The organism is Vulcanococcus sp., from assembly GCF_044369115.1.
In the GTDB taxonomy this organism is placed as follows: Bacteria; Cyanobacteriota; Cyanobacteriia; order PCC-6307; family Cyanobiaceae; genus Vulcanococcus.
On sequence record NZ_JBIPMN010000068.1, the window covers coordinates 1 to 12,537 of the forward strand.

Here is a 12,537-nt window from a genome sequence, read left to right on the forward strand (position 1 = left end):
TTGAGGAGGGAAATGCGGGTGTTGGCTGATGGCACGATCGGCGACAGGGCATAGCCCGAACCCAGGAGTGCCAGCTGGTGCCATAGGGGCTTGTCAGGTAGGCGGATCAATAGCTGAAGAATCAGCCGGTAGCTCAATCCGGATGAGCTGATCGTCGCCGACAACGCAAACACTCCCACCAGCAACAACAGGCTGGGTGAGGCGAAGCCAGAGAGGGCCACCGCGGGTGGGGCCAGGCCCACAAACAGGCTGCCGACCACCGCCACCAGGGGAGCCACAAATTCCTCAACCAGCCTAAAGATCCACAGCAGCACCGTGGCCAGCATCAGACCCGTGAAGATCGAGGCCTCCACACTGAACCCTGCCGCCCCCGCCAGGGCATAGCCCAGGGGAGGGAGGATCAGAACCAGGGACCAAGCAAGCAGTCGCATAGGCCGATCAGAGATCGATCGGCTCGTCGTCGTCCTGCCAGCCGGTGTACTCAAAATGGCTGATCACCGCCTCGGCGAACCCGCTGCAGCTGACGGGCTCCACCCGCGGCTCCATCAGCCGGGCCAGGTCGTAGGTGACCTGCTTGCCGGCGATGGCGGCACTGAGGCCCTGGGTGATCAGGTCGGCAGCTTCCTGCCAGCCCATGTACTCGAGCATCATCACGCCGCTCAAGATCACCGAGCCGGGGTTGATTCGGTCCAGGCCCGCGTGCTTGGGCGCGGTGCCGTGGGTGGCTTCAAAGATGGCGGCGTTGTCGCCGATGTTGGCGCCGGGGGCCATCCCCAGACCGCCCACCACAGCAGCTGCGGCATCGGAGATGTAGTCGCCGTTGAGGTTGAGGGTGGCCAGGATCGAATAGTCGGCCGGGCGGGTTTGGATCTGCTGGAAGATGCTGTCGGCAATGCGGTCATCCACCATCACCATCTGCTTCCACTGGCCATTGCCGTGGCTGGCGCCGATGGCATCGAGCACACCCTTCACTTCGGCGCAGATCGCTTCTTTCTTCTCCGGGGTGAGCGCGTCGTAGCCGGGATCCACCATGCGGGCATTGGCTTCAATGCTCAGGCCCGGGTTGCTGTCCGCGTTGTCGAGGATCCAGCTCTCGCGCTCGGTCACGCAGTCAGCGCGGAACTCGGTTGTGGCCAGCTCATAGCCCCAGTCGCGGAAGGAGCCCTCGGTGAACTTCATGATGTTGCCCTTGTGCACCAAGGTCACATGGCGCTTGTTGCCTTCGAGGCGCAGGGCGTGCTGGATCGCCTTGCGGATGTGGCGCTGGCTGCCGTGCTTGCTCACCGGCTTGATGCCGATGCCGGAGCCGGCAGGGATCTGGCGTTTGCCGAGTTTGCCGTTGGCCGGGATCACCACCTCATTGAGGTGCTTGATCAGCTCGAGGCAAACGGGGTCGCTGGCTTCCCACTCGATCCCCATGTAGATGTCCTCGGTGTTCTCGCGATACACGATCACTTCGAGGTCCTGGGGACGCTTGTGGGGGCTGGGGGTGCCCTCGTAGTAGCGGCAGGGCCGCACGCAGCAATACAGATCAAAGATCTGCCGCAGCGCCACGTTCAACGAGCGGATGCCGCCGCCGATTGGTGTGGTCAGCGGGCCCTTGATCGCTACGCCGTAGGTGCGGATCGCCTCGAGGGTGTCTTCCGGCAGGTATTGATAGGTGCCGTAGAGGTCGCAGGCTTCATCCCCCGCATACACCTTGAACCACTCGATCCGGCGCTCACCGCCATAGGCCTTTGCCACAGCGGCATCCAGCACCTTCTGAGTGGCGGGCCAGATGTCCACGCCGGTGCCATCGCCGCGGATGAAGGGAATGATCGGGTCGTTGGGCACCACCGGCTGGCCGTTCTCGAAGCGGATGGCCGTGCCCTGGGCTGGGGCGGTGAGCTTCTGGTAGGTGGCCATGGGTGCTTGCTGACCGAGGGCGGCGTGAACAGTGGGGCGAGCCTAGGTTTCGGAGATGTGCGGTTCTGCTGCAGGGGCAACGGCATGAATGCGTCCGACCAGGTCCGATCTGTGGAACTGGCGCAGCGCGTTGCTTCCGTTGCCGTGTTGTTCCGCCAGCACTTCCCGGATGCCCGCGCCAACCTCACGCCCTGGCGCGACGATCCCCAGACCCGCGCCCACGCCGAGCAGGAGAGCATCGACCTCTCCTTTCATCTGCCGGGCTGGAGCCCCCGCAGCCAGTGCCGCTCCTTTTTGGTGCAGCTGCGGCTGGAGCAGCCACCCGCCGGCGGATCGGCCCGGCCGCGGCTGTTGGGGGTCACGATTCGCGGCCTCACCTATGAATCGGAGCGCTGGCGACTGGCGAGCGTGGGCGACTGGCAGCCCACGGGCACGCATCTGCCTCAGCCTGCTGTGGTGGAGGCTGTGCAGGGGTTTGTGCGCGGTGTGTTCGTATTGTTTGATGGCGATCAGCAGCGCCGCGGCGGTCTGGATGCCCGTGTTGCCTGAGCGGGCCGTGGGCTGCCGGCCGTAATCCTTCGCAACCTTGAAGACGCCGGGGCGGACGCCCCAACTACGTTGGCCCTTCTGCCATGCGGCAGTTCACCATCCCTGCTCAGCACGACCAGAAGCCATGTCTGTCGCCCTTGCTTCTCAATTGCGCGAAGGCACCAAGAAGTCGCACACGATGGCCGAGAACACCGGCTTTGTGAGCTGCTTCCTCAAGGGGGTGGTGGATAAGGCCAGTTACAGAACCTTGGTGGCTGATCTCTACTTCGTCTACAGCGCCATGGAGGAGGAGATCGGCAGGCTGCGCAGCGAAGGGCATCCTGTAGTGGGCCCTGTGGGCTTCCCCGAGCTCAACCGCCGCGAGACACTCGAACAGGATCTCGCCTTCTATTTCGGGGATGGTTGGCGTAGCGCCGTCAAAGCCACGCCGGCTGCTCAGGAGTATGTGGCCCGAATCCATCACGTGGCGCAGGAGGCTCCCGAGCTACTGGTAGGCCACCACTACACCCGCTACATCGGCGATCTCTCTGGCGGTCAGATCCTCAAGAACATTGCGCAGAAGGCGATGAGCCTTGGTGAGCGCGACGGCCTGCGCTTCTACGAGTTCGACGCCATCCCTGACGAGAAGGGCTTCAAGGCCAATTACCGCTCCACTCTCGACGGTTTGCCGATTGACCAGGCCATGGCCGATCGCATCGTGGAGGAGGCCAACCACGCCTTCCACCTCAACATGAAGATGTTCCAGGAGCTCGAGGGCAACCTGGTGGCCGCCATCGGCAAGGTGCTGTTCGGCTTCCTCACCCGGCGGCAGCGGGCCGGCAGCACCGAGGCTGTGGCTGCCTGATCTTGCGTGCCATCCGCTTTCTGGTTCCCGGCACCACCGGCAGGTTTCGTTGCGGCGGCCTGTTGGTGGAGCTGCAGACGGCGCGGCTGGTCGCTCGGGTTGCGCCGGTTGAGGTGGTCACCTACCGCCAGCGAGAGCCCGAGCACCCCTTTCTCGACGACCTGCTGCGCGCTGAGCCCCTGAGTGAGGCTTGTACATCCGGAGCAACGCTCTGGATTGTGAGCTGGGGTTTCGACGTACCCATGCTGCTGCGGCGTTTGCGGGGCCGTGCCACCGCATATCACGCCCACAGCAGTGGATATGGCTTTGCACTGCCCCCGGGGGTGCCCGTGCTGGCGGTGAGCCGCAATACCCTGGGCTACTGGGGGGATCGTGCCCCGCGCAACCCGCTGTTCCTGGTACCCAATGCCCTGGAGCCCCAATGGTTGGAGCGCGGCGCTCGCCCAGGCACTGCTGTTCAGGCGCAACAACAGGGCCCGCGGCCGATCGATGTGTTGATCCAGCAGCGCAAGACCAGCGCCTATGTGCTCGATCAGCTGGTGCCAGCTTTGCGCCAGCGTGGCCTGAGGGTGGAGGTGCAGAGCGGCTGGGTCGACGATCTGGTGGATCTGTTCAACAGTGCCACTGTTTACGTGTATGACTCCGCGGATTACTGGCGCGGCCGCGGCGTGAGCGAAGGCTTCGGTCTGCCGCCGGTGGAGGCACTGGCCTGCGGTTGCGTGGTGTTCAGCAGCCTCAACCATGCCCTGGCCGACAGCCTCGATCCCGGTTTGCTGGCGCATCAGATTGGTTGCGGCATGCTGGAGGCTGATGTGGAACGCATCGCGGCTGCTGTGGCCGACCCCGCCGCCTGGCAGGCATCACCCGATTCGCTGGCTGCCCTGCTGAACCAGTTGCAGGAGCCGGTGCTGCTGGAGCGCTGGCAACGGGCCGTGGCTGAGATCGATCACCACTGGCAGCTCTGGCTCGTGGAGCGAGCTCAGCTCCTTATGGCGCTTCCGCCTTGGCGGCTGCGCTGCCGCCAGATGAAGGCAGCGTTGCGCCGCCGTTTGAGGCTCTGATCAGCGCACCTGACAACATCGCGCCGAACAGAACGGTGAGCAGGGGAACCTTCAACATCCCCAGTTCAAAAAGGTTAAACAGCAGGCCGTAGAGCAGTGGCGCCGTGAGCGCCATGGCCTGCGGGGTGTGTTGCTTCTTCACTACGCGACGTGCGAGCAGCAGAGCGCCGATCAGCAGCATCGCCAGCCCGAGGCTGCCGGCCTCGGCCCATACCTGCAGCGGCAGGTTGTGGGCATGGCTGAGGGGCTTGGGTCGGCCAGGCAGGCGAATCGGACACAACTCCCGCGCCCGCCCATAACCCACGCCGTAGATCAAGCGGTTGTTGCCGCTCAAAGGCAGGCTGGCGTAGCAGCGCCAGAGGGCAAGGCGTCCTGCATCGCTGGTGCGGTTTTCTGTTCCATAAAGCGCGGCCAGGTTCTGCCGCAGGCTTGGACCCTGGGGGCTGGCGAGCCAGACCAGCGGGGTAGCGATCAGCAAGGTCACCACCACAGCCATCACCAGGCCCCTCCGCCGCAGCCAGCCGCCAAGCTTGCGGCGATGCTGCGTGCCCTGTTGGACCGCCCAGGCGATCAGCAGGCTGATGGGGATCAGGCCGACTCCCGCTCGCGAGTGGGTGGCCAGGGTCATCACAGCGCACCCGCCACTGCCGAGGGCCAGGGCCAGCTGGATGCCGCGCTGTGCGCGCGCAGCCTGGGGTGTTCGCCACAGCTGCAGCGCGGCCAAGCCGCTCACACACCCCAGCCCAGCCAGCAGAGCGGTTTGGTTGATCAGCAGAAATCCCAGCCGGTAGCCGATCTCTGATCCGGTGAGGTGCTGCCAAACCGTTGTCGCTTGCCACAGGCCGCAACTGGCAACCGTTAAGCAAATGCCGCTCAGCGTGGTGCGCCAGCGCGGTATGTGTAGGCCGTTGCCTGCCAGTACTGCGGCGATCAACAGCACGTAGTCAACGTGCGACACGGGCCTAGGGCTCTCCCCCAACACCATTCCCCGCACGTTGAGCAGCAGGATCGCCAGCACGGCCACAGGCCAGAGCCGGTTTGATCCCGGCGTGCTCACTGCCTGCTGGCCGATGCTCAGCACCACCCAGCTGAGGCTGAGGGCGGCGCTCAGCCGTTCTCCCTCCTGCATTAGCCCCGTTGAAGCAATGGCTAGGGCTAACACCAGAGGCGTGACGATGCCGATGCGTCGTGTCAGCGTCATCGCCACTGGTGAAGGCCGTTTAAGGATCGCAGGCTGCTCAATGCCCCTTGTTCGGATCGAGAACTGATGGGCACGCGATAGGGTCCCATGAGCGCAGGCGGTGTTGTGAATCCACAACTGGGACGGAAGGACCGCGTGGCCGCGGCCGTGTTGGCTTGGAGCACGGGCCGGCAACCGGTGCACGCAGCGGCTGTTCGCAATCTGTTGATCTATCCCCAGGCCAGTCTCGCTTACAACCGCATCAAAAAAAGCGGTAACTCATCCATGCTCCTTTATCTGCGTGACGCACTCGCGCCGGGCTCGCCGCAGGCTGCTCAGCCCTACAGCCGGGCCAAGGATGAGGCGATTGCCCTGGGGTGCACCATGCGTCAGCTCCTGCGCCGGCCGCGAGCTCTGTTGCGGTTGCCGCAGTGTTTTTTCTTCACGGTGATGCGTGATCCGCGGGCGCGCTTGCTCTCGGGTTTTCTGGAGAAGGTGGGTTCCGGTCATGCCCAGCGCTACAGCGCCGCCGGGGGCTTTGGAGATTCGTCACCGCAGGGCTTTGAGCGTTTTCTCACCTATCTCGAAGAGGGCGGTCTGCACGACGACGCCCATTGGTGGCCCCAGGTGGATCTGATGGCCTTCGCGCCTGACCAGTTCGATGCCATCTACCAGCTGGAATCGATTGATCAGCATCTGCCGGCTCTGTTGCGTCAGCGCGGGTTGACGGTGGATGGGCTCGACTGCAGCCGCCCCCATCGGGTGGAGCAACAATTCACGGTTCCGGGTAAGCCGCCCAAACTCAAACAGGCTGCCAGCAAGCTGCAGCACTATCTGGCTCCCGGCGTGGAGGAGCGCATCGTTCGCCTCTATGAGCCCGATTTCTATGCGGGTGGCTATGCCCCCGGTGTGATCGGCTGAAGGCTCGATGAGGCCGGCACTGCAGTGAGGGTCAATCGGTTCTCCGGCTGGCCACGTTTGCTAACGGCGGTCGCGGCTGCGGAATACCTTGCAAGCAAGCGCTGGATGTGACTGGCCTCTGTGAAAGTGTCGGCGCTCGCTGCCCAGGAGGTCACCGGTCCCGACGGTGGGCTGCATGGTTTTCATCAACGCCCTCCCCAAAAGACGCCGCTGAAGCTCCTCAACAGCCAGACCCTGCATCAGCTGCGGGACCTGCTGAGCTATCTGCCTGGCCAGCGCTTGCGCGGTCTGGTCGTGCTGCTCGTCGTGTCGCTGGTGGTGGGCCTGCTCGATCTGGTGTTCATTGGCCTGCTGGCCCGGTTGGTGGGCGCTTTGAGCGGCTCGCGCCTTGCCGATCGCATCCCGCAGATCCTGGTGTTCGGTGGTAACAGGGCCGATCAGGGCATCTGGATTGCTGTTTTGGTGATCGCCCTGGTGTGGCTGTCGATGGCGCTGCGCTATGGCGCTTCCTTGATTCAGAGCTTTTTAAGTGCGCAGATCTGGGCTGATTACGGCAATCGGATTTATGCCAACGTGTTGCTGCAGCCCTATGAATACTTTCAGACGCAAAACACGGCTCACCTGTTGGCGCGTCTGAATCGCATCCTCGGGCGCATTTCCGATGATCTGATTCTGCCGCTGCTCACAGTGGTTTCCAATGCCCTGTCTGTGTCCGTGCTCACTGTGGGTATTGTATTTAGTTTTGGTTGGCCGGCGCTGTTGATCTTTGTCTTTCTGTTTGGCGCCTACACCCTTTCCTCGCAGCTGATCGCGCCACCGCTTCGTTTTGCCGCAAAGCAAAAACTCAACTTCTCGTTGCGGGTGAATTCCTTGCTGATGGAGTCAACCCGTTCCATTCGCGATGTTCAGCTCTATGGGGCAGAGCCCTATTACCTCGAGCGCTTTGAAGCGATTGGTGTGCGTGGCAAGAAATACGACCGCCTCACCAAGCTCTTGCCAGAGATCCCGCGCTATGTGATCGAGCCGGCTGGTATCACCGTGTTGTTTGTGGTGGGGCTGCTTCCGGCGTTGCTGCAGGGTGACTCCGGCAAGGTGCTGCGCGATGCGCTCCCCACTCTGGCGGCGATCATGTTCGCCGCGCTCAAGTTGTCAGCGCCGATTCAGGCCATTTTTCGCTCGGTTAACAAGTTGCGTGGCGGTCTGCCCGACATCAGCGATGCGTTGATGTTGCTCGAGCTCAAGCCCCGGCGCCGTTTGCTGAGTGATGCTGCAACACCCACTCCCAGTGGCGTGCTGCCCCGCGCCACCATTCGCCTCGATCAGGTTTGGTATCGCTATCCCCAGTCAGACGATTGGGTGATGCGAGGCGTGAGCTTGACCGTTCCTGTTGGTTCTCGTGTTGCCCTCGTGGGAGCCACTGGTGGTGGCAAAACCACTGCGGCCCACCTCTTGCTGGGTTTGCTGCAGCCTCAGCAGGGCAGCCTGATGTTGGATGGCATCCCGGTGACCTCCGATGAGTTGCCGGCCTGGCAAGCCTGCTGCGCCATCGTTCCTCAGAACATTGCACTGCTTGACGCCAGTATCCGCAGCAATGTGGCCTTTGGCATCGATGACCATTGCATCGAAGACGATCGCGTTTGGGAGGCCTTGGAGATGGCGCAGCTGGATGATTTCGTGGCTGAACTCCCCTATGGCTTCTACACCGTTGTGGGAGAGGACGGTATGCGCCTGTCCGGTGGCCAGCGGCAGCGTTTGGCACTTGCGCGAGCTTTCTATAAGCGGGCCAAGGTGTTGATTCTCGACGAGGCCACCAGCGCGCTGGATAACAAAACCGAAAACGATGTGCTCGAAGCCTTAGAGCTGGTGGGTCGCCGCTGCACCACGGTGGTGATCGCTCATCGGTTATCCACGATTCGCTATTGCGACCGCATCTTTGAGTTTGAAAAGGGGTGTGTGAAAGCTTCCGGAACTTATCAGTTGTTGCAGGAGCGCTCCGACACGTTCCGTCGTTTGGTGGCCCTCCAGGATGGCTGACATCACGTTGCTTTCCACGGCGGATTGGGACCAGCCGTTGTGGACCAATAAGCAGCACGTGGCCTGTGAGCTGGCGGCTTTGGGGCAGCGGGTGCTTTACGTGGAATCCCTGGGGTTGCGCGGTCTGCGTGCGGTTCGCCCCGGTGCCAAGGCCGATGGGCGGCGTGTGTGGCGACGGCTTCGCCGCGCCATGGGCCTGCCGCGGCAGGTGCGTCCCAATCTCTGGGTGTGGTCGCCCTTGGTGGTGCCTGGAGCTGCAGGCGGCTTGGCGCTGCAGCTCAATCGCTGGCTGCTGCGCTGGGGCCTAACCCGCGCCCAGCGCAGCATCGGCTGGCGCCGCGATTGTTTGTGGACTTACAGCCCGATGACCATGGCGGTGCTGCCCAACCTGGATTACGGCCAGGTGGCGTACCACTGTGTGGATGCGATCCAGGCCCAGCCCGAGATGCCGGCCGCAGCGATCAGCCACTGGGAGCAGCTGCTCTGCCGCCGCGCTGATCAGGTTTTTGTGACCTCCCCAGCGTTACTGCGCAGCCTCAGCCCGCTCAACAGACGCACCCGCTTCTATCCCAACGTGGCCGACGGCGCTCATTTCGCTCAGGCGATGGATCCGGGCTTGCCCATCGCCGCCGATCTGCTCGAGATTCCGGAGCCCCGCCTCGGTTTCGTGGGTGCGGTGAGCGGCTACAAGCTGGATCTGCCTTTGCTGGTTGATCTGGCCCGGCGCCGGCCCGAGTGGTCGCTGGTGTTGGTGGGGCCCGTGGGAGAGGGCGACCCCAGCACGGATGTGTCGGCGTTACAAGGTATGGCGAACGTGCATCTGCTCGGCCAGCGCTCCTACGCGAGCCTGCCGGCCTACCTCAAGGGATTCCAGGTGGGGCTATTGCCCCTGGGGTTCAACGCCTACACCCAGGCGATGTTCCCGATGAAATTCTTCGAATATCTCGCTGCCGGTGTGCCTGTGGTGGCTTCAGCGATCGATGCCTTGCAGCCGTATGGCGATCTGGCCCAGTTGGTGTCGCCCACGCCCGAGGCGTTTGAGCAGGCCATCGCCATCGCCCTCGCCGGTGGCGGTCCCAGCCGTGAGCAGCGCTTGGCCGGTGCCGAGGCCCACACCTACCGGCGCCGCACCGAAGCGATGCTCGCCGACCTGGCTGCAGCCCCATGACCCGCAGGCTCAGCATCGTGACGGTGTGCATGAACCGCCGCGAGCACCTGCTGCACAGCGCTCAGCAGGTGGCGGCGTGGCCGCATCACCAGGAGCATCTGATCGTGGATTGGAGCAGTGCAATCCCGATCGATCGCCGCGATCTGCCTGCCGATTCCCGCCTGCGTCTGCTACGGGTTGAGGGCGAGCGGGGCTGGAATCTGGCTCGGGCCTACAACTTCGCCTGCGCTCAGGCCCAGGGCGATTGTCTGTTCAAGCTCGATGCCGATTGCTGGCCCGAGCCTCAGCTTCACCCGCTGCAGTGGCTCCATGCCGGGCCGGTTTGTCAGATGGGTAGCGGGCCGGATGGGCGGCTGGGCCAATGGGTGCTCGACCGTGATCTCTTCGAGCGGGTGGGTGGGTTCAACGAGTTGATGCAGGGCTATGGCTTTGATGACAAGGACCTGAAAGCCCGCCTGATCGCCCATGGGCAGGTGCAGCCGCAGCCGCTGCCGCTGGAGGCGCTCGGGGTGCTTCGCCATTCGGTGCTCCTGCGGGCTGAACCGGGCAAGGCTGTTGCTGGTGTGGGGGCAGTGCAGCGAGCCCAGGCGCTGAAGCGCACCAGCTCCCTGGCCAATCGGTTGGTGGCGGCCGCCTGCCCCTGGTCGGCCAGCCGGCCGCGTTCCCGTTACCGCCAAGATGCCGCCACAGGCCACTGGCAGCTGGAGCCTGGCAGCGCTCCCCAGCTGCCGGATGCCGTCCGCCGCGAATGGCTGCGCTTGCGTCGCGACACCTTCTGGAGCGAGCTGCTCTGGGTTCCCGCTCCGCTGGTGCGGCAGCTGCCGCCGCGGTTGCTGCCGGTTGCAACCGGCGAGGGCTTTGCAATCAGGCCTTGGCTCTGGTTGCTCTGGGGCTGGCAACGCCTCAGCTGGGCACCGTTGCTCTGCCTGCTGGCCTGTTTCCGCAACACTGCCAGCGGCCTGCGGCGCAGCTGGCAGGGTGTGCGCCGTTCGCTCCGGCAGGGGCTGGCTGTGGGCTGTCGCTGGCTACTTGATGCACCCCTGGTCTGGCTGTTGCCGGCCCGGCTGCAGGAGCTGGGTCTGAAAGCCCGTGTGGACGCAGCCTTGCGCCTGGGGCAACCGGTGGAGCTGATCTGGGCGGATCTGCAGCAGCTGTTGCGCCAGCACGGCAGCGAGGCGGTGCTGCATCGCTTGCTGTTTCGCCGGGGTTATCGGCCGCGGCGCCCCGCCGATCAGGTGGCGTTGTTTGAGGCCATGGCCGCTGATGTCGCCGTGCCTGAGGTGCTGCGCGCCTATGCCCGGATCAGCCTTGCCTACCGCAGCCTCAAGGACACCAACCGGCCACTGGCGCAGGCCTTGATCCCGGCGCTCAATGCCCAGGTGCAGGCGCTGCTGAGCGATCCAGACAGCCTGCGCTGCCAGCGCTCCAACCGTCGCAATCGCTTCAAGTTGTTGGTGTCCAGCCTCACCGCTCTGATGCATCTGCAGCTGCTGGTTGGGGAGCAGAGCGGTTTGCAGGCCAGTGCCGATCAGCTCCTGGCGTTGCTTGAGCCGCATCCGTGGCTGGGGCTGCCGGCCGATGTGGCCTTTCGGCTGCTCACCAATACGTGCCGCTGTCTGGGTATGGCGGCGCTGCTGGCCTGGCGCCTGCAGAACCGTGACCGTCTGCAGGCGATCCTGCTGCTGCTGGATGCCCTGCAACGGGAGGCCTGGGCGGATCGGCACCGCCACAGTGCTGCTCAGGAAAATCACCGCGCCTACGTGGCCCAGATGCGCTGGCGGGTGGCGGCGCTGCTGGAGCCTGTTGCTGAGCGGGGAGTCCTGCAGCAGGAGAATCCCGGCCTGGCTGTGGGGCTCTGGGCTCTGAACGTGACCACGCCGGCCTTGGAGCGGCGGCTTGAGGCCCTGCTGTCATGAGCCGGGTGCTCATCTACATCGATTCGCTCAAGGCCGGCGGGGCCGAGCGGGTGGCCCTGCAGTTCGCCAGCTGGCTGCAGGAGGCGGGACACCAGCCGCTGTTGCTCACACGACGCCCCGCCCGGGACGATTTCTATCCGGTGTCAGTCGCTCTGGATCGTCAGGTGGAGGCCGCAGAGCCCCTCTGGTTGCGGCGTCTGGGCTCGCTCGGTTTCCCGCTGCGCTTGCTGCGCCTGCGCCGCCTGGTGCAGCAGCAGCAGCCCGATCTGGTGTTGGTGCTCACCACGCTGCCGGCGGTGAAGATGCTGCTGGCCACGGCTGGTCTTGGGCTGCCGGTGGTGGTGTCGGAGCGCAACTTCCCCCCGGCCAAGCCGCCGGCTTTGCCCTGGCGCTGGTTGCGCCGGCTCACTTATCCGCGAGCGGTCTTGCATCTGGTGCAAACCGAGCAGATCGCCCGCTGGCTGGAGCAGCAGCGGCTGGCGCGTCGCACCAGCGTGCTCGCCAACGCCGTGAGTTGGCCGCTGCCTTCCTTCGCTCCGCACCTGTCGCCCGCTGCCTGGCTGGAGCCGCAACAGCGGCTGCTGCTGGCGGTGGGCACCAAGGCCCATCAGAAGGGCTTTGATTGGTTGGTGCAGGCCTTCGCCGCCGTGGCCGAGCGGCATCCAGAATGGCGGCTGGTGGTGCTTGGCCTCACGCCCGACCCCTACCGCGGTGCAGATCAGTGTGCAGCTTTGCTCGCCGGCTTGTCGCCCCTGCATCCCGCTCGATCGCGCATCCTGTTCCCCGGCCGTGCCGGCAATGTGGCCGATTGGTATGGGCGGGCGGAGCTGTTTGTGCTCAGTTCCCGCTACGAGGGGTTCCCTAACGTGTTGCTGGAGGCGATGGCCAGCGGTGTGGCCTGCCTGGCCTTCGATTGCCCCACTGGACCGTCCGACCTGATCTCGGATGGTGAGAACGGC

At 64.5% G+C, this 12,537-nt stretch carries 11 protein-coding genes; 8 read left to right on the plus strand and 3 right to left on the minus strand.

The features are described 5' to 3' along the window. On the minus strand, nt 1–431 hold a 431-nt coding region (locus tag ACIQ2E_RS06860; protein ID WP_398328038.1), incomplete at its 3' end, for an anion permease. A gap of 7 nt (nt 432–438) precedes the next feature. After that, nucleotides 439–1,905, minus strand: coding sequence for an NADP-dependent isocitrate dehydrogenase (locus ACIQ2E_RS06865; protein ID WP_398328041.1), 1,467 nt, complete (start codon nt 1,903–1,905; stop codon nt 439–441). Between the two features lie 84 nt (nt 1,906–1,989). On the opposite strand from ACIQ2E_RS06865, the gene ACIQ2E_RS06870 reads away from it, so the two are divergent. From ACIQ2E_RS06870 to ACIQ2E_RS06880, 3 genes are all read left to right on the plus strand, one after another. After that, nucleotides 1,990–2,454, plus strand: a complete 465-nt coding sequence (locus tag ACIQ2E_RS06870; protein WP_398328044.1) for a hypothetical protein — start codon at nt 1,990–1,992, stop codon at nt 2,452–2,454. 124 nt (nt 2,455–2,578) lie between these two features. Next, nucleotides 2,579–3,298, plus strand: coding sequence for a heme oxygenase (biliverdin-producing) (locus ACIQ2E_RS06875; protein ID WP_398328047.1), 720 nt, complete (start codon nt 2,579–2,581; stop codon nt 3,296–3,298). 2 nt (nt 3,299–3,300) lie between these two features. After that, nucleotides 3,301–4,359 (plus strand): glycosyltransferase, encoded by a 1,059-nt coding sequence (locus tag ACIQ2E_RS06880; RefSeq protein ID WP_398328050.1) that lies wholly within the window; start codon nt 3,301–3,303, stop codon nt 4,357–4,359. On the opposite strand, the gene ACIQ2E_RS06885 is transcribed toward ACIQ2E_RS06880, so the two are convergent. Then, the gene (locus ACIQ2E_RS06885; protein WP_398328053.1) at nt 4,286–5,560 is read right to left on the minus strand and encodes an O-antigen ligase family protein; all 1,275 of its coding nucleotides are present in this window, start codon (nt 5,558–5,560) and stop codon (nt 4,286–4,288) included. The genes ACIQ2E_RS06880 and ACIQ2E_RS06885 overlap by 74 nt on opposite strands. 87 nt (nt 5,561–5,647) lie before the next feature. On the opposite strand from ACIQ2E_RS06885, the gene ACIQ2E_RS06890 reads away from it, so the two are divergent. From ACIQ2E_RS06890 to ACIQ2E_RS06910, 5 genes are all read left to right on the plus strand, one after another. Then, complete coding sequence (locus tag ACIQ2E_RS06890) at nt 5,648–6,460, plus strand: sulfotransferase family 2 domain-containing protein (RefSeq protein WP_398328056.1); 813 nt, start codon at nt 5,648–5,650, stop codon at nt 6,458–6,460. Between the two features lie 126 nt (nt 6,461–6,586). Continuing rightward, the gene (locus ACIQ2E_RS06895; RefSeq protein WP_398328059.1) at nt 6,587–8,494 is read left to right on the plus strand and encodes an ABC transporter ATP-binding protein; all 1,908 of its coding nucleotides are present in this window, start codon (nt 6,587–6,589) and stop codon (nt 8,492–8,494) included. Then, nucleotides 8,487–9,662 carry a glycosyltransferase gene (locus tag ACIQ2E_RS06900; protein WP_398328062.1) on the plus strand — a complete coding sequence of 392 codons (1,176 nt, stop codon included), beginning with the start codon at nt 8,487–8,489 and terminating at the stop codon, nt 9,660–9,662. Before ACIQ2E_RS06895 ends, ACIQ2E_RS06900 begins: the two co-directional genes overlap by 8 nt. Continuing rightward, nucleotides 9,659–11,578 (plus strand): glycosyltransferase family 2 protein, encoded by a 1,920-nt coding sequence (locus tag ACIQ2E_RS06905; RefSeq protein ID WP_398328065.1) that lies wholly within the window; start codon nt 9,659–9,661, stop codon nt 11,576–11,578. Before ACIQ2E_RS06900 ends, ACIQ2E_RS06905 begins: the two co-directional genes overlap by 4 nt. Then, nucleotides 11,575–12,537: glycosyltransferase (locus ACIQ2E_RS06910; RefSeq protein ID WP_398328068.1), on the plus strand; the 963-nt coding region annotated here is incomplete at its 3' end. The genes ACIQ2E_RS06905 and ACIQ2E_RS06910, both read left to right, overlap by 4 nt.

Bases quoted from the DNA above. Each gene is read 5' to 3' on its own strand.
- ACIQ2E_RS06865 (WP_398328041.1), bottom strand. From the start codon at position 1,905: ATGGCCACCTACCAGAAGCTCACCGCCCCAGCCCAGGGCACGGCCATC.
- ACIQ2E_RS06870 (WP_398328044.1), top strand. From the start codon at position 1,990: ATGAATGCGTCCGACCAGGTCCGATCTGTGGAACTGGCGCAGCGCGTT.
- ACIQ2E_RS06875 (WP_398328047.1), top strand. From the start codon at position 2,579: ATGTCTGTCGCCCTTGCTTCTCAATTGCGCGAAGGCACCAAGAAGTCG.
- ACIQ2E_RS06885 (WP_398328053.1), bottom strand. From the start codon at position 5,560: ATGACGCTGACACGACGCATCGGCATCGTCACGCCTCTGGTGTTAGCC.
- ACIQ2E_RS06890 (WP_398328056.1), top strand. From the start codon at position 5,648: ATGAGCGCAGGCGGTGTTGTGAATCCACAACTGGGACGGAAGGACCGC.
- ACIQ2E_RS06900 (WP_398328062.1), top strand. From the start codon at position 8,487: ATGGCTGACATCACGTTGCTTTCCACGGCGGATTGGGACCAGCCGTTG.
- ACIQ2E_RS06905 (WP_398328065.1), top strand. From the start codon at position 9,659: ATGACCCGCAGGCTCAGCATCGTGACGGTGTGCATGAACCGCCGCGAG.